The sequence below is a fragment of the Marinomonas pontica genome (genome assembly GCF_026191375.1).
GTDB lineage: Bacteria > Pseudomonadota > Gammaproteobacteria > Pseudomonadales > Marinomonadaceae > Marinomonas > Marinomonas pontica.
On record NZ_JAODTL010000022.1, the window covers coordinates 134,946 to 151,930 of the forward strand.

Genomic DNA, 16,985 nt, shown 5'->3' on the forward strand with positions numbered 1-16,985 from the left:
GACCTATCACGTTATTTATATTCATGTTTAGCAGTGATGCGCACGAATTTTACGATATTATGATTCGCGTCTGCCTTTTACTTCACAGCTAGGTGTTTTTGTGTCAATGATCCAGCCCATTACTTTATCGAACTCCTGCCGCCAAGCGACTGACATGTTATACGAATTAGACGTTTATCGAGGCGATTTGGAGCACCCTAATGCACCAGGTAATAAATGGCACAAACTTCAACACCATCTGAACTCGGCAAAACAGCAAAACGCCTCTGTCATTGCCACCTTTGGAGGGCCTTTTTCGAGATCACCTTCATGCTTTTGGGACAACCCTGAGAAACATGCCGTATAAGGCGGTTGCTATTGTGCGAGGTGAGTTGCAGCCGCGATTAACGCCTACTTTGCGTGACATGGTTGTTGCTGGTGTTGAATTATGGCCTTCTTCGAGAGCGGATTATCGTCTAGGAATGGAGTCCGATGTTGTTGGTGAAATCAATAAACGTTATGCCAATGTTTACTGGATTCCCGAGGGTGGTGGCGGAGAGGCTGGGGCGTTGGGGTGCCGTGATTGGGCAAAATGTCTTTGTGAACTAGATAGCAGATACGATGCATGGGTGGTGTCTTCAGGCACTGGCACCACCGCCGCTGGTTTGTTGTCGTATCCTGATATCCCTGATCTGCATGTGTTTAGCGCTCTTAAAGGTGAGCCTGCTCAGCGAGATGTTATATTGAATTTAGCCAATCGACTGTCTACAGATTCAATACTGAGAGACCGTTTAGATAAAAAGTTATTTTTCCATTCTGATTGCCATGAAGGCGGTTACGCTAAACACAGTTCCGAGTTACTCGCTTTCATGCAAGAGTTTGCTCATACGAATACAAGCGTTGAGCTTGATCCGGTTTATACTTGCAAAAGTATGCGCGCGTTGGTGAGAGCAATGGAGAGCGGTACTTGGCCGTATCGGCGTACCTTGTTTATTCACACTGGTGGGCTACAAGGGTGGCGAGGATATTCAAAAGATACTAATCCCTATCCCTGTCGTTAACGAGATGGCGAAAACGGGCTTCTTCATGTTAAAGTTGGCCAACTTATGTAAAACCCACGCTAAAATAAAAACCGTCATTAATACTTTAGTGGGTTGATTTGTATACATTGAAAACGGGAAGAGAATGACACATGAGTCTTTTTAGACGTGTTGGTATTATTGCTCGATTAGACAAGCCTCAGATTCTTGATACGGTTAAGAAACTGATGGAATATCTCCAAGAAAAAGACATCGCGCCGGTGCTGGAAGACCAGTTGGCGACTATGATGCCAGGCGTTAAAGTCGCTTCTTCGGCATTAAAAGAGTTAGGTGACCATTGTGATATGGTCATGGTAGTGGGAGGGGACGGCAGTTTCCTTGGTGCAGCCAGAGCGATCTGCAATTACGACATCCCTGTGTTAGGTATCAACCGAGGTACATTGGGTTTTCTAACGGATATTTCTCCTCACAACCTTCAAGAAGAATTAGACCCAATTTTTCGTGGTGAATACCATGAAGAAAAACGCTTTATGATTGAAGCTAAAATTAAGCGTCAAAATCGCCCCAGCGGCGAGGGGATTGCGCTTAATGATTTGGTACTTCACCCAGGTAAATCTGCTCGGATGATTCGATTTGATTTGTTCATTGACGATCAATTTGTGATGAATCAAAAATCCGATGGTCTGATTGTCGCCACACCAACAGGCTCAACGGCTTACGCACTCTCTGCGGGCGGCCCTATCATGTTGCCAAAATTAGATGCTTTGGTTCTAGTGCCAATGCACCCACATACGTTGAGTAATCGTCCTATTGTGATTGATGCGAATGCTCGTATTCGTATTGTGGTGTGTGAGTCAAATTTGACTTACCCAAGTGTTAGCTGTGATGGCCAGTTAAATATTACCGCTGCCCCAGGCGATGAAATTCACATCACAAAGAAAGCAGGTGGAATACGTTTGATTCATCCTAAAAACCATGATTTTTATAACGTCTGTCGTGATAAATTAGGGTGGCAATCCAGCTATCGTCCTTAATCTGTTGTCTTGGCTTCAGGTTCTTATTGTTTTTAAAAAGGTATCCTCTTTAGGGCTCCATGTATTTTGTTTATCAGTTTAATAAAACAGAAGACCCTAAAGGGTTAACCGCCGCGTTATGGCATCATAAAATAGCCCATCAAGTTGTCTTTAATAAGGGGCATAATGAGCTGTGGATTATGGATCCTAGTCAATTGCCAGCGGTTGAGCAATTAATGTCCATCTGGAAAGACGACCCAGATCTACTGCAAAGTGTTAAACGAGCTCAGCCTACCTCATCTGCAATGTCTTCTAATCAACGTCTGTTTTCACAATTTGCGCTAGCGCCTGTTACTACGGGGTTGTTGTTACTTACTGTGTTAGTTGCTGTCATTACTCAGTTGGGTTCTGATTTGACCATGGTGGGCTACTTTTCTATCAGTCCGTTTGACATTAAAAATGGTCATATCTATTTCTATGATTCCATAGAAGTCTTTAATAAAGGTGAGTACTGGCGATTCTTTTCACCCGCATTGTTGCACTTTAGTGTTTTGCATATTGTGTTTAATACGCTGTGGGTATGGGATATTGGCTCCAAACTGGAACGAATTTTAGGTTCAATTGTTTGGAGTATCGGCGTTATCCTTATTGCCGTTTCAAGCAATGTTTTGCAGTATCAAATAAGTGGTTATCCATTATTTGGTGGTTTATCCGGTGTGGTTTATGGGTTGATTGGCTTTGCTTGGCTGATGCCTATTTTGAACACGCGTTGGCCGACGATTATCAGCAAACAATTGATGGTGTTTTTTGTTGTCTGGTTGGGTATTGGTTACACGCCTTTTCCTGAAATGTTAGGGCTTGGCAGCATTGCTAACACCGCGCACACTATTGGTTTGCTGTCGGGCTTGATGCTTGGCTTGATCTATTGGTTTGTGACGAAACGTCGCTTCAGCTAATTGGATACAGTACTTTTACTGTGTCGTTTTTATTAATAGCCTGCATGATCGCAGGGAGACCTGAACATGAATTTTAAAGAAATGATCGACAATATGTCGCCAGAAGTGTACGTCAAATTAAAGCAAGCAGTTGAGCTTGGTAAATGGCCAAATGGTGTAAGACTGACACCAGAACAAACCGAATTATGCCTGCAAGCTGTCATTACCTACGATTACAGTAACAAAGAAGAAAAAGACCGTGTGGGTTATATCGATACGACAGGGCATAAAAACATTGGCAAGAAAGACCCAGCAAAAGAACAAGACACCATAAAATGGGTTGGCGATGGCCCTGAGGGACAAGCTTAATGTTACAGGGCAATCTCAAAAAGATGTCGACTGAGGTTCATGACAGTAAGGTTTCTTATTACTTGAACTTAGGTAGCGATCGAGTTTTGGTCAACGATTTGTTGGGTAAGACAGTCTCCTTACACCTTGATGGCACTATTCATTGTGTTAACTGCGGTAAGGTAACGAAGAAGTCTTTTAGCCAAGGCTTTTGCTTTAATTGCTTTCGAAAATTGGCCGCTTGCGACACTTGCATTATGAGCCCTGAAAAATGTCACTTTCACTTAGGAACCTGCCGAGAGCCTGAGTGGGCGGAACAGTATTGTATGCAAAGCCATTATGTTTACTTGGCCAATTCATCGGCGCTAAAAGTTGGCATTACTCGTGGCGATCAACTGCCAACACGCTGGATTGATCAAGGTGCAACTCAAGCCCGAGCTTTGTTTCGAGTGCAAAACCGCAGAATGTCCGGATTGGTAGAGACCTTGTTTAAAACCCAAGTAGCGGATAAAACCAATTGGCGCAATATGCTCAAAGGATCCTCCATCGAGATGGATCTTGAGCAAGAGCAAGAGCGTTTAATTGATCAACTATATGAGGGTTTAGATTCTCTTCAACACGAATTTGGCCTTCAGTCCATTACTGACTTATCCGATGAAAATGAAACCCATGAATTTGTTTATCCGGTTTTAGAGTACCCCACTAAAATTACCAGCCTTAACGCCGAAAAAACGCCTCATATTGAAGGCACTTTGATGGGCATTAAAGGCCAATATTGGATGCTAGATACTGGCGTGATTAATATCCGTAAATACACAGGCTATCAAGCAACACTGAATTTTTAGGAGAGAGCACATGAAAGAGAGTCAACCTTCCGCGATTTTTTTAAAAGACTACAAAGTTCCTCCTTTTCTTATTGATAAAACAGAACTGACGTTCGATTTAGACGAAGCAACAACGATTGTTACATCCCGTTTGCATATGCGCCGCAATCCAGCTTTTGGCAAATCGACCGCGCCATTGGTTCTAGACGGTGGGGAAGATGTTAAGTTGATCGGCGTTGCCATGGACGACTATGCGTTGCCGCCAGAAGAATATCGCGTCAGTGAAAATAAACTGATTATTACCGCCACAGCAGACGAATTTTTGCTGACCTGCGAGACCTTGATTGAGCCACAAAACAACACACGCCTTGAAGGCTTGTATCGCTCATCGTCCATGTTCTGTACTCAGTGTGAAGCGGAAGGTTTTCGTCATATTACATATTACTTAGATCGTCCAGATGTGATGTCTGTGTTCACCACGACCATTATCGCTGACGAAGCACGTTATCCTGTTATGCTGTCTAATGGCAATGAGGTTGAACGTGGAAAAACCGATGAAGGTAAAACGGTCGTTGTCTGGCACGATCCATTCCCAAAACCAGCTTACCTGTTTGCCTTGGTGGCCGGCGATCTTGCAGTCAAAAATGATGTCTTTACCACGCAAAGTAAACGCGATGTAAAACTGCAAATTTTCACAGAGTCTCATAATATCGATAAAGTCGATTACGCTATGGAAGCGTTAAAGCGTTCTATGCGTTGGGACGAAGAAACCTATGGCCGTGAATACGATTTGGATATTTTCATGATCGTTGCCGTAGATGATTTCAATATGGGCGCAATGGAAAACAAAGGGCTGAATATTTTCAACTCTTCTTGTTTGCTCGCCAGTCCAGAAACCACGACAGACGATACCTACTTGCGTGTCGAGGCGATTGTTGCTCATGAATATTTCCACAACTGGTCTGGAAACCGCGTGACATGTCGCGACTGGTTTCAATTAAGCCTGAAAGAAGGCTTCACAGTTTTCAGAGATCAAACTTTTTCTGCCGATATGCATTCAGAGACAGTAAAACGTGTGGAAGACGTTTCTTTCCTGAAGACAGCGCAATTTGCTGAAGACGCGGGTCCTATGGCGCACCCAGTTCGTCCTGCTTCCTTCATTGAGATTTCAAATTTTTACACGTTGACTGTGTATGAAAAGGGCTCTGAAATAGTTCGCATGATTCATACGCTATTAGGCGCTGAGAAGTTTCGTGCGGGTTCTGACTTATATTTTGATCGCCATGATGGTCAAGCCGTCACATGCGATGATTTCGTCGCCGCTATGCAAGACGCTTCTGGTGTGGATTTAACCCAATTTAAACGCTGGTATTCTCAAGCGGGTACACCAATTGTTAAGGTGACAGACAGCTTTGATGCCGCGACGGGGACTTACCGTTTAACCATGGTGCAGGATACCCCAGCAACACCTGGCCAGCCGACTAAACTGCCTCTTCATATTCCTGTACGTGTTGGTTTGCTTGATGAGCAGGGTAATGTGTTAACGGCTGAAGTGAATGGTGTATCAGCAGAAGATCATGTCCTGCATTTGACATCCAGTGAGCAAGAATTCGAGTTTCATGGTTTAAGCGCGAAGCCAGTGCCATCTTTGTTGCGTGGCTTTTCAGCGCCCGTAAAATTACGTTATGACTATTCTTCAACAGATTTATTGTTGTTGCTGTCATCGGATTCGGACGGCTTTAACCGCTGGAGTGCATCGCAGCAATTAGCGGTTAATGAGCTGACCGCTCTCATTAATCAAGCGATTGAAGGGCAAGAATTATCGATCGACTCACAATTAGTTCATGGATTTAAAGCCTTGTTGAATGACGAGTCGTTGGACCCCGCTATGGTGGCTTTGATTCTTGCTTTGCCAAGTCAGGCGTATTTGTCTGAGTTGGCAAACCCAATTTACCCAGCCGCAATTAAACAAGCACGCCAGTATTTAAAGGCGTTGTTAGCAAATGCGTTATCAGCGGATTTTGAGCGTGTTTATCGAGAGCACAAAATGGATGGCGACTATCAACCGACGGCAGAAGACATCGCGCATCGCTCTTTAAAAAATATCGCATTGTCATACTGGGCTGAAACAGAGAGTGAGCTTGCTCAGCAAGAGGTTGTGTCACAATTTAAGACAGCGAATAATATGACGGATCAATTTGCAGCGCTTTCTATTGCCGTAAATTCACAACACGAAAAAGCAGAGGCTCTATTGGCTTCCTTCTATGAACAATGGAAAGCTGAGCCGCTGGTGGTGAATAAGTGGTTAATGTTGAGTGCAAGCCAGGAGCAAGAAACAGCGCTGACAACCGTGAAAGGTTTAATGGAGCATCCTGCCTTTGATCTTAAAAATCCAAACAAAGTGCGCTCTGTATTGGGTGGATTTGGTCAAAGCGTGTCTGGTTTTCATCACGAAAACGGCAGCGGTTACGCTTTCTTGGCGGATCAAATTATTCTCTTGAATAAACGCAATCCACAAATTGCTTCCAGATTGTGTACGCCGCTGACTCGTTGGAAAAAATGCAGCCGGAACTAAGTGCAAAAATGAAAGCCGAACTTGAACGTATTTTGGCGGAAGATTTGTCCAAAGATGTTTATGAGGTGATCTCAAAAAGTCTTGCTTAACCACTGTCTTTATTTCAAGTTTTGCTAAGGCCTCGTTGGATTCCAGCGGGGCTTTTTTATTGACTCCTTGAAATTAAGCGAAAGCTTGTCTTTACTGGATCTTTGCAATCTATGCGTAAATCTGGCATAAGAGAGGTAACTTATTGTCGACCTTGAGTTTATTAAGGAGCGAAAAATGAAAACTAATACAAGAATATTTCTGCCCATTAGCTTAGGGTTGATGCTCTCCGCCTGCAGCACTTCTTCTAGTCAAGACTCGACCAACTCCATTGCCACAGACGCCATTGAATCCCCCCCAGCCGCGACAATGCCCATTTCTGTGAATGAAACGACAGCAAAAAATGTGTCGCAAAATCAAAATCAAAATCAAGAGCAGGGTGCAAATCAGGTTCTTATCAATGATTTACAGAAAAAGCTCAGTGATAATCAGAAGCAGCTTGCTGCTTTGAATCTGTCCCTTGATGAAAAAGATCGGCGCATTGCCTCTTTGCAAAACGCGTCTCCCAGTGCAGAAACACTGGCAACGCTAGAAGAGCAGAAAAAAATTCGCGCTGACCTAGAATCAAATTATGCGGCATTGCAACTAGATAACGACTTATTGCGACGCCGTATCGCTCAACTGGAAAATGAAAATAGTTCTCTTAAACAGCAGATATCAACGTTAGAAAACATGCCAACGTCTGATGACGGTTTTAAACAAAGCTATTTTGATTTGCTTGACGTTAACGCTGACCTGCAAAAAAAATACGCCAACCTAGAAATGGACAACGAAGCGTACCGCAAGCAACTTACGGCTTTAAAAAAAGAGAATCTAATCTTAGGCGGTGCATTGTCTGAAGCAAGAGCCCAACACCAAATCTTGTGGGATCGTATTCGTGTGCTTACCGACTCGTCAACCAAGTCGCTAGAGACAGACAATAGAACCGCGGATATTAATGACGTCCCAGCAGTGACAGCAATACCAAATCGTCCTAATGTTGAAATAGAAAATGCAAACTTGCGTTCAACACTGGCTAAGTTAGAAGCTCAAATTGCCGAGCAAAAAAACATCATTACTGAATATCAGAGTGACGTACTAAAGTTGGAGTCCGCGCTGGATGAAAACGCCGATTACGAAGCTCGATGGAAGCAGCTAGACGCAAAGTTGGCAGAAGCTCAGAAAGAGAATGCGCTATTAAATGTTCAGTTGCTTAACGCGGAAAAAAATCAGCAAACTGTTCAAGCGGAACTTGACGAACTCACCGCGCGGTTGAGCAGTACATTACAAACGTTGGAGTCTAAAGAAAATGAAGGCATTTCCATTGGCGCATTTATGGATTCTCTTCAGTCGCAGATCCGTTCAACTCTGAACAATGTCCAGTGGCAGTTGCCAAATGAAATTGCCTTACATAATAATTTCGAGATCATTGTGTCTGCCGATGTTCAGCCTTCTTTGAGCGGACAAACTTATCAAGCTGAATTGGTAACGGACAGTGACATTCAGATGGTGAGTGACCGTATTGCAAGTGCCGTTGTACAAAATGGTCGATTGCAATGGCGGTGGCGTGTAGCGGGATTAAATGAAAAGCCTGAAGCCCAGCTTAATCTTTTTGTTCGCCAACAGATTAATATTCAAGGTCAGCCTATTCAACGCCAGATTTATCGTGGCAGCCAAACGTTATCGCTTATTAACACTAATCTATTTGAAAAATATGGCTTTTGGGGCGGTGCTATTTTATTGGGTTTGATTGGCGGCTTTTTAATTGGCAGAGTCAATAAGTCGAAAAATACCGTTTAAATAACACGTATCGAAGCCCATTTAAGTGTTCTGCCATTGGTTGGGCAGGGCTTAATTGGGCTTTTCTCGAATCATTCAACTCCTCATTACTTTTTTTCAACGCGCCATTCGTTGCTTTTCGGTATAGTACGTTCGCATATTCTTTTTTGAGGTGGTGAGCGTGGTAAAGTCCGATTCGTATTCTATTATTGAGAAACGACTAGCAGAAAACGTATTGATTCTTGATGGCGCCATGGGCACCATGATTCAGGGATATAAATTAGAAGAGCAAGACTATCGCGGCGAACGCTTTGAACATTGGGAAAGTGACTTAAAAGGCAACAATGACCTACTTTCTCTGACCCAACCTAAGATCATCAAAGACATTTATTCTAGCTATCTTGCTGCTGGCGCGGACATTATTGAAACAAATACGTTCAATGCCAATTACATTTCCATGTTGGATTACCACATGGAAGACCTCAGTTACGAGCTGAATTTTGAGTCTGCTCGTCTAGCTCGTGAAGCCGCTGATGAATTCACCAAACAAAACCCAAACAAGCCCCGTTTTGTTGCGGGTGCTGTTGGCCCAACCAGCCGGACTTGTACAATCTCTCCCGATGTAAATGACCCCGGTTTTCGTAATATTCATTTCGATGAATTAGTGGACGCTTATACCACGGCCGTTGATGGTCTTGTCAAAGGGGGGTCGACATTCTTTTGATCGAAACCATTTTCGACACCTTGAACGCCAAAGCGGCTATCTATGCGGTTTTGGATTATTTCGAAAAAACCGGCGTACGTTATCCTATTATGATTTCTGGCACCATAACGGACGCTTCCGGTCGAACGCTATCAGGTCAAACAACGGAAGCCTTCTGGAACTCAATTTCTCACGCCAAGCCAATTTCCGTTGGTTTAAACTGCGCATTGGGTCCAAAAGAACTGCGTCAATATGTAGAAGAGCTTTCTCGTATTGCAGATACGCATGTGTCTGCTCACCCTAATGCGGGTTTACCCAATGCCTTTGGTGAATACGATGAATCACCAGAAGAGATGTTAGAGGAGATTCAAGGCTGGGTTGATTCTGGCTTTTTGAATATCATTGGGGGGTGTTGTGGAACGGCACCAGAACACATAGAAACCTTTGCAAAAGCCTTTGCAGATGCGACACCACGCGTTGTTCCTGAGATCGAAAAAGCCTGCCGCTTATCCGGCCTTGAACCGTTCAATATCGATGGAAATAGTCTGTTTGTGAACGTGGGTGAAAGAACCAACGTGACTGGATCCGCGATGTTTAAACGCCTAATTAAAGAAGGCGATTTTGATACCGCTTTGGATGTAGCGCGTCAGCAGGTTGAAAATGGTGCCCAGATCATCGATATAAACATGGATGAAGGCATGCTGGATTCCCAAGCCGCGATGGAGCGATTCCTCAAGCTTATTGCGTCTGAGCCGGATATTTCTCGAGTTCCGATCATGTTGGATTCTTCTAAATGGGAAATTCTAGAAGCCGGTTTGAAATGGATTCAAGGTAAAGGTGTCGTTAACTCTATCAGTATGAAAGAGGGCGAAGACAAGTTCCGAGAACAAGCTCGCAAGCTGATGAAATACGGTGCTGCGGTGATTGTCATGGCGTTTGACGAAGTGGGTCAAGCAGATACTCGTGCTCGTAAAATTGAGATATGCCGACGTTCATACCACATTTTGGTAGACGAAGTTGGCTTCCCGCCAGAAGACATTATTTTCGACCCAAATATCTTTGCTATTGCCACTGGTATTGAAGAACACAATCGTTATGCCTTGGACTTCATCGAGGCGACAGGCGACATTACTCGCGAATTGCCTTATGCCAAAGTGTCAGGAGGTGTTTCTAACGTCTCTTTCTCTTTCCGTGGTAACAACCCGGTGCGTGAAGCGATTCACGCAGTGTTCTTGTATCACGCCATCAAGCAAGGCATGACAATGGGTATCGTGAACGCGGGTCAGCTTGCCTTGTACGAAGATATACCGCCTAAACTTCGTAATGCTGTAGAAGACGCAGTGTTAAACCGTACGCCGGATGCAACAGACAATTTATTGGCCATTGCTGGTGAATTTGCAGGAACGGGTGAGGTTGCCGAAAAAGAAACGCAAGAGTGGCGAGGTTTGCCCGTCTCTGAGCGCCTTAGTCATGCTCTTGTGAAGGGGATAACCGAATTTATTGATGAAGATACGGAAGAAGCGCGCCAAGCTTTCGCTCGCCCGTTGGAAGTGATTGAAGGACCATTGATGGATGGCATGGGAATTGTCGGTGATTTATTTGGTTCCGGTAAAATGTTCTTGCCGCAAGTTGTTAAGTCCGCGCGCGTAATGAAAAAGCGGTTGCTTATTTAATGCCATTTATCGAAGAAGAAAAACGCCTCAATATGGACACGGCTTCGTCTAGTAACGGCAAGATTGTTATGGCAACTGTGAAAGGCGATGTGCACGATATCGGTAAGAATATCGTGGGGGTTGTACTGCAATGCAACAACTTTGAAGTCATTGACCTTGGGGTCATGGTTCCTGCCGAAAAAATATTGCGCACCGCAAAAGAAGAAGGGGCTGACATGATCGGCCTGTCTGGCTTGATCACGCCATCGTTAGATGAAATGGTGCACGTAGCAAAAGAAATGGAGCGGCAAGGTTTTGATTTGCCCGTCATGATCGGTGGCGCGACCACCTCAAAAGCCCATACTGCGGTGAAAATTGAGCAAAACTATAAACGCAATCAAGTGGTTCATGTTACCAATGCCTCGCGAAGTGTGGGTGTTGCCAGTGCGTTGTTGAGTAAAGACAAAGAGCGTTATCAGAAATTTGTTGATGAGATCAAAGCAGATTACGAGAAAACCCGCATTCGTTACAAAGATCGAGCGAAAGCAGGTCGTCGGGTGTCTTTGGATAAGGCGCGTCAAAACAAGCCGCCGATTGAGTTTGCAGGCGACAATGTTGTACAACCTAAAAAACTGGGTATTACCGTACTCACAGAAAACGATATCGATCTAAATTTGGTTAAAGACTACATAGATTGGACGCCATTTTTCCAAACATGGGAGCTGGCAGGGGCTTATCCGCGAATCCTTACTGATGACGTGGTTGGTGTGGAAGCAACGCGTGTCTATGAAGATGCGTTGAAAATGTTGGAGGAAGTGATTGCAAGTAAATCCTTGCAAGCGCGTGCCGTGGTAGGTTTGTTTCCTGCCAACCAAGTTGATCACGATGACATTGAAATCTATTCTGATGAAACACGCAGTGAGGTGATAGAGCGTTTGTCTTTCCTTCGTATTCAAAACGAATTAACAGCACCGGGAAAATACAATCATAGCTTGGCGGATTTTGTCGCGCCAAAAGAAAGCGGTGTAGCCGATTACATGGGGGCTTTTGCTTGTGCGGCGGGTTTTGGTATTGACCCACTGGTTGAAAAATACGAAGCAGACCATGACGATTACAATTCCATTATGATCAAAGCGGTTGCAGATCGTTTGGCCGAAGCAACGGCCGAGTATTTGCATGAAAAAGTTCGTAAAGAATTTTGGGGCTACGCTGAGGCCGAAGCTTTAACCAATGAACAACTCATCAAGGAAAAATACCAAGGTATTCGCCCTGCGCCTGGTTATCCAGCGTGTCCTGACCATACAGAAAAAGCCAAACTTTGGACGCTTTTGAATGTGAAAGAAAAGATTGAAATGGAAATCACGGAAAGCTTTGCCATGCTGCCGACCGCGGCCGTTAGTGGTTGGTACTTTGCTCATCCAGACGCATCGTATTTTGGTATTGGCAAAATTGGCCCTGATCAAGTTGACAGTTATGCAGAGCGTAAAGGAATGAGCAAAGATGATGCTGAGAGATGGTTGGCCCCTAATCTTGGCTATGATCCTGAAGACGATCGCATATAAAACTGGCCGCGTTAGCACATAATGTTGTGGTAACGCGGTCTTCTTATTTAATAACGCTAGCGAGTATGCTCGACCATGGCAAAAGCAATTCACGACGCAGAAAAACACTTACAACGCATGCGAAATATTAAAAAGCATGTAGACCAACGTATAGCGAAAGCCCAAGAAGACAAAGGTACGTTTGTTTTATTGACAGGTAATGGGAAAGGAAAGTCTAGCTCTGCGTTGGGTATGGTTGCCCGCGCACTAGGTCATGGCATGAAAGTGGGTGTTGTTCAGTTTTTGAAAGGAGAGTGGAATACGGGCGAGATTGATTTCTTTAAGCTGCAAGACAATGTGCAGTGGGAGATCATGCCGTCTGGCTTTACTTGGGAAACACAAAACAGAGAAGCAGACATCGCATCGTCAGAAGAAGCGTGGGCGAAGGCACAAACAATGTTGGCGGACGCTACTTTTGATCTTGTGGTTCTCGATGAGCTGACTTATTTGCTTCATTATGAATATTTAGACGAAGATAGCGTTGTTTCTGCATTAATGAATCGCCCAGATTCGCAGCATTTGGTGGTTACAGGCAGAGGTGCGACAGAGGCCTTGATTGAATTGGCGGACACGGTCAGTGAAATCAAGGAGGTAAAGCATGCCTTCAAGCGTGGCATAAAAGCGCAAAAAGGTCTGGAGTTTTAAGAGTGCATGGCTTTATAGTGTTCAACTCATTTTTATAAATATAAAACAGTGTGGTTTTTCAACCTAATAGATAGAGGTAATTATGGCAACTATTGAACGCATGGAAGTAGGTCAACGTATGAGTCGTATCGTTAAGCATAACGAAACCGTTTACCTATGTGGTCAAGTTGGGGCAGACGCAAATACGGACATCACTGAGCAAACTCGAACTATGTTGGAAAAGGTTGATGTGTTGCTAGAGCAAGCTGGCTCAGACAGGTCATACATACTGTCAGCAACTATTTATCTTCGTGACATGAAAGACTTCACTGCTATGAACGCGGTTTGGGATACTTGGATTCCAGAAGGTCATGCGCCAGCAAGAGCTTGTGTTGAAGCTCGTTTAGCAAGAGCTGAGCTTTTAGTCGAAATCTCTGTAGTAGCGGCGATAAAGTAATCGCATGGTCAAACTGGTCGGCTGATCTTTTTGTCTGACAGCCGACTAATTTCTTTTTACCAATAGATCATTTTCAACAAGCGCATTGCTCAGTACGCGTATAGTTCTTGCCATATCTCGCGATAAATTCATCAGTAGAATACCGAAGTCGAACGGGTATTGATCATGAAAGTCACTGAACAGTTGGCTGGATATTTCCAGTAATAAGCTGTCTTCTAAGGCATACAAACTACCAACACGTTCATGTAAGGCAATCATAGACACAAAGCCAATTGCTTCACCAAACCCAATGGTTCTCGTTCTACATTTGTTGTCACCATGTTGTTTATAAAAGTCTAATTTTCCGTGCAACACCGTATGGAAGCTATCGCCCTTACTGCCGTAAGAGAAAATTTCCTCACCTTTTGCTACAGCATGCAGTGTGCCTTGCTCGGTCAAAAACTGAATGGAAGCGTCTGATAAGGCGCCAAATATGGAGCCTCCCTTTAAATGGGAAGGGGATATGTTGTATTGCGATGTTTGTGCTGAGACGGTATTCATAGCGCTCTCCGCCAATGTGAATCTATTCCATGTCATCGGCTGTGTTCCGCATTTCTAAATAGTCGATCGACAATATAAGTTTTAGCGTGTTTAACACGAAATAACCGTGTTGTTTTGTATTTTGCCTATGTATTTATGACTCTATATGTAACCGTTAGTTCGAGCTTTTTTTACAATAAGCGCTTTCTTCCTTAAAGACTTGTCTCAATCTGTGCGATAATGTAGCCCATAATCTTTGCTTTTAAAGAAGCAAACAAAATTTACCTTATGAAAAACGGAAGAATGCTTTGTTAACGACGGCTAACATCACCATGCAATTTGGTGCAAAACCTCTTTTTGAAAATGTCTCTGTGAAGTTTGGAGAAGGAAAGCGCTACGGTCTTATTGGCGCTAATGGTTGTGGTAAGTCCACATTCATGAAGATCCTCGGTGGCGATTTAGAGCCTAGCTCCGGCAACGTGTCTAAAGATCCAAATGAGCGTTTAGGTAAGCTGAAGCAGGATCAGTTTGCTTATGAAGAGTATTCCGTTATTGACACTGTCATCATGGGGCACACTGAGCTATGGGCTATCAAATCCGAAAAAGACGCCATTTACGCTAACCCAGAAATGACCGAGGCAGATGGTCTTCGTGCTGGCGACCTTGAAGCAGAGTTTGCGGAAATGGACGGTTACACTGCCGATGCCCGTGCTGGTGAGCTGCTCTTGGGTGTGGGGATTCCTACAGAGCAACATTATGGACTTATGAGTGAAGTCGCTCCAGGCTTAAAGTTGCGTGTGTTGCTTGCTCAAGCTTTGTTTTCCGATCCAGAAATTTTGTTATTAGACGAGCCTACCAACAACTTGGATATCAACACTATACGTTGGTTGGAAGGGGTGTTGGTTGAGCGCAACTGTACCATGATCATTATTTCCCATGACCGTCACTTCTTAAACTCCGTTTGCACAAACATGGCGGATTTGGATTATGGCGAATTGCGTTTGTTCTCTGGTAATTATGATGAGTACATGACGGCAGCGACTCAGGCTCGCGAGCGTCTATTGTCGGATAATGCGAAGAAGAAAGCCCAAATTAATGAGCTGAAATCGTTTGTTAGCCGATTTTCTGCGAACGCTTCTAAGTCTAAACAAGCCACCTCTCGAGCAAAACAAATCGATAAGATTCAGTTAGAAGAAGTGAAGCCGTCTAGTCGTCAAAACCCATTCATCCGTTTTGAGCAAGAAAAGAAGCTGCACCGTATGGCTGTTCAAATCGAAAATGTGGCGAAATCTTATGACGAGCAGCTGTTTAGCGGTCTGAACATGATGGTCGAAGTCGGCGAGCGTATTGCGGTCATTGGACCGAACGGTATCGGTAAAACGACGTTGCTAAAATGTTTGGTTGGCGATACGGAATTGACTAAAGGTGACGTGAAGTGGTCAGAAAATGCCAATATCGGCTATTACGCGCAGGACCATGCCCATGAATTTGAAAAAGACGTAGATCTTATTGAGTGGATGGGGCAATGGGGGCAGGAAGGCGACGATGAGCAAGTCATTCGTGGTACTTTGGGGCGTCTTTTATTCTCTCAGAATGACATCAAAAAGTCCGTCAAAGTGTTGTCTGGTGGTGAGCAGGGTCGTATGCTTTTTGGTAAGCTGATGCTGCAAAAGCCAAATGTGCTTGTTATGGATGAGCCAACTAACCACATGGACATGGAGTCTATTGAGTCTTTAAACTTGGCGCTTGAGAACTACCCAGGTACATTGATATTTGTCAGTCATGATCGTGAGTTTGTATCCTCCTTGGCGACTCGAATCGTTGAGGTAACCAGCGAGGGTATTGTTGACTTCCACGGAACCTACGACGAGTATTTGGCTAAGCAAGAAGCATAAGGCCAGAAACAAACTTATTGCTCAATCTTTAAAAAAGGAAGAATCATCATTATGAGTCTTCCTTTTTTTGTAACGCCAGCGGCAGGTGTTAGCGTCTGTCAAGGTAGGTTTCTGCTTCGTGATATTCTAAAATTTCGACTGTGTCACCCGTACTTATCTTTCCTTTGTTTAATGCAATCATATTGACTCCGAATGTCACGCCTTCTTTCCCTAATAGACGAAATTTCCCCAACGTTTTTAATGGTTCACCTTTGCCAATTCTTTCAGCGGTCTTTGGGTTCAGCGTTGTAAATATGCAGCGCACACAAGGCTTCACATTTTCAAATTCAACCTCACCAATTTTTATGCGCTTCCAGCGGTCTTCTTCAAATGCTTGATTACCCTCTATGACCAAATTGGGTCTGAATTGTGCCATTTCTATGGTTCGAGTAGCCGTTTTGTTTAGATCATCTAAAGAAGCTTGGGTGGTCAAAAGGAACGGGTAGCCATCAGCAAAAGCAACGGGCGTTTCTGGTCTGCGGCTTGTGTAGCGTTGTGAAGTGGTGCCAAAATAGATCAATTTAACGGGCTCTGCCGCTATCTCGCTCAGCCAAGTATCTATGTCATTTTGTGTTCTTTGGCCTTGTAGCACATCGTCCCAAACTTGAACGGACAGGAACTCTGCTGGAAATGTATCTGCATGCAATACCACCTTGTTTGCCATTTTCGGGTGAGAAAGCAGCCATTGATTGTTGCCAAGGGAGCGCGCGGTGATGAGGGTGATATTGGGATGTTCTCGCCCACTGATGAATTGATTGTTTTGGTTAACCAGCATATAGCGACGATCACCAAGTAGACCAGAAAAATCCACTTCGCTGCTTTGTAATGAAATCCCTTGTATGGATTTAATGGGATAGATTGTCAGTTCACTTAGAGAATAAGGCATGAAAGTTCCTTTTATTGGCAAGCGCTCATTATTACTTAGGTTAAGGCGTG

12 protein-coding genes and 2 pseudogenes are annotated in these 16,985 nt (G+C 44.1%); 12 read left to right on the plus strand and 2 right to left on the minus strand.

Annotation, left to right across the window (positions count from 1 at the left end; all coding sequences use genetic code 11):
• Window positions 1-100 precede the first annotated feature (100 nt).
• From N5P32_RS03725 to N5P32_RS03775, 11 genes and pseudogenes are all read left to right on the plus strand, one after another.
• Window positions 101-346, plus strand: a complete 246-nt coding sequence (locus N5P32_RS03725) for a hypothetical protein (protein ID WP_265727835.1) — start codon at window positions 101-103, stop codon at window positions 344-346.
• Entirely contained in the window at window positions 336-1,040 is a 705-nt protein-coding gene (locus N5P32_RS03730; protein WP_265727836.1) for a 1-aminocyclopropane-1-carboxylate deaminase/D-cysteine desulfhydrase, read from the plus strand. Before N5P32_RS03725 ends, N5P32_RS03730 begins: the two co-directional genes overlap by 11 nt.
• A gap of 131 nt (window positions 1,041-1,171) precedes the next feature.
• The gene (locus N5P32_RS03735) at window positions 1,172-2,053 is read left to right on the plus strand and encodes an NAD(+) kinase (RefSeq protein WP_012069864.1); all 882 of its coding nucleotides are present in this window, start codon (window positions 1,172-1,174) and stop codon (window positions 2,051-2,053) included.
• 59 nt (window positions 2,054-2,112) lie between these two features.
• Window positions 2,113-2,988: a rhomboid family intramembrane serine protease gene (locus N5P32_RS03740; RefSeq protein ID WP_265727837.1), complete on the plus strand. Its 876-nt coding sequence runs from the start codon at window positions 2,113-2,115 to the stop codon at window positions 2,986-2,988.
• 66 nt (window positions 2,989-3,054) lie between these two features.
• Window positions 3,055-3,336 carry a YeaC family protein gene (locus N5P32_RS03745; RefSeq protein ID WP_265727838.1) on the plus strand — a complete coding sequence of 94 codons (282 nt, stop codon included), beginning with the start codon at window positions 3,055-3,057 and terminating at the stop codon, window positions 3,334-3,336.
• Window positions 3,336-4,160 (plus strand): DUF2797 domain-containing protein, encoded by an 825-nt coding sequence (locus N5P32_RS03750; RefSeq protein ID WP_265727839.1) that lies wholly within the window; start codon window positions 3,336-3,338, stop codon window positions 4,158-4,160. Before N5P32_RS03745 ends, N5P32_RS03750 begins: the two co-directional genes overlap by 1 nt.
• 10 nt (window positions 4,161-4,170) lie before the next feature.
• Window positions 4,171-6,803, plus strand: a pseudogene (pepN, locus tag N5P32_RS03755) (aminopeptidase N).
• Window positions 6,804-6,978: 175 nt separating this feature from the next.
• Window positions 6,979-8,580, plus strand: coding sequence for a coiled-coil domain-containing protein (locus tag N5P32_RS03760; RefSeq protein WP_265727840.1), 1,602 nt, complete (start codon window positions 6,979-6,981; stop codon window positions 8,578-8,580).
• 160 nt (window positions 8,581-8,740) lie between these two features.
• Window positions 8,741-12,476, plus strand: a pseudogene (gene metH, locus N5P32_RS03765) (methionine synthase).
• A gap of 75 nt (window positions 12,477-12,551) precedes the next feature.
• Window positions 12,552-13,160 carry a cob(I)yrinic acid a,c-diamide adenosyltransferase gene (gene cobO, locus N5P32_RS03770; RefSeq protein ID WP_265727841.1) on the plus strand — a complete coding sequence of 203 codons (609 nt, stop codon included), beginning with the start codon at window positions 12,552-12,554 and terminating at the stop codon, window positions 13,158-13,160.
• 82 nt (window positions 13,161-13,242) lie between these two features.
• Entirely contained in the window at window positions 13,243-13,596 is a 354-nt protein-coding gene (locus N5P32_RS03775) for a RidA family protein (protein ID WP_265727842.1), read from the plus strand.
• Window positions 13,597-13,641: 45 nt separating this feature from the next.
• Here the strand turns inward: N5P32_RS03775 and N5P32_RS03780 are convergent, their stop codons facing one another.
• Entirely contained in the window at window positions 13,642-14,136 is a 495-nt protein-coding gene (locus N5P32_RS03780; protein WP_265727843.1) for a Crp/Fnr family transcriptional regulator, read from the minus strand.
• 287 nt (window positions 14,137-14,423) lie between these two features.
• On the opposite strand from N5P32_RS03780, the gene N5P32_RS03785 reads away from it, so the two are divergent.
• Window positions 14,424-16,010, plus strand: coding sequence for an ABC-F family ATPase (locus N5P32_RS03785; RefSeq protein ID WP_265727844.1), 1,587 nt, complete (start codon window positions 14,424-14,426; stop codon window positions 16,008-16,010).
• An 88-nt stretch (window positions 16,011-16,098) separates the two neighbouring features.
• On the opposite strand, the gene N5P32_RS03790 is transcribed toward N5P32_RS03785, so the two are convergent.
• A complete protein-coding gene (locus N5P32_RS03790; RefSeq protein ID WP_265727845.1) occupies window positions 16,099-16,935 on the minus strand; it encodes an MOSC domain-containing protein in 837 nt (278 codons plus the stop codon).
• Window positions 16,936-16,985: the final 50 nt, after the last annotated feature.

What these genes read in the sequence shown, in the direction of transcription:
- N5P32_RS03780 (WP_265727843.1), bottom strand. Translation starts at nt 14,136, where the DNA reads ATGAATACCGTCTCAGCACAAACATCGCAATACAACATATCCCCTTCC.
- N5P32_RS03730 (WP_265727836.1), top strand. Translation starts at nt 336, where the DNA reads ATGCCGTATAAGGCGGTTGCTATTGTGCGAGGTGAGTTGCAGCCGCGA.
- N5P32_RS03760 (WP_265727840.1), top strand. Translation starts at nt 6,979, where the DNA reads ATGAAAACTAATACAAGAATATTTCTGCCCATTAGCTTAGGGTTGATG.
- N5P32_RS03740 (WP_265727837.1), top strand. Translation starts at nt 2,113, where the DNA reads ATGTATTTTGTTTATCAGTTTAATAAAACAGAAGACCCTAAAGGGTTA.
- cobO (WP_265727841.1), top strand. Translation starts at nt 12,552, where the DNA reads ATGGCAAAAGCAATTCACGACGCAGAAAAACACTTACAACGCATGCGA.
- N5P32_RS03775 (WP_265727842.1), top strand. Translation starts at nt 13,243, where the DNA reads ATGGCAACTATTGAACGCATGGAAGTAGGTCAACGTATGAGTCGTATC.
- N5P32_RS03790 (WP_265727845.1), bottom strand. Translation starts at nt 16,935, where the DNA reads ATGCCTTATTCTCTAAGTGAACTGACAATCTATCCCATTAAATCCATA.
- N5P32_RS03750 (WP_265727839.1), top strand. Translation starts at nt 3,336, where the DNA reads ATGTTACAGGGCAATCTCAAAAAGATGTCGACTGAGGTTCATGACAGT.
- N5P32_RS03735 (WP_012069864.1), top strand. Translation starts at nt 1,172, where the DNA reads ATGAGTCTTTTTAGACGTGTTGGTATTATTGCTCGATTAGACAAGCCT.
- N5P32_RS03745 (WP_265727838.1), top strand. Translation starts at nt 3,055, where the DNA reads ATGAATTTTAAAGAAATGATCGACAATATGTCGCCAGAAGTGTACGTC.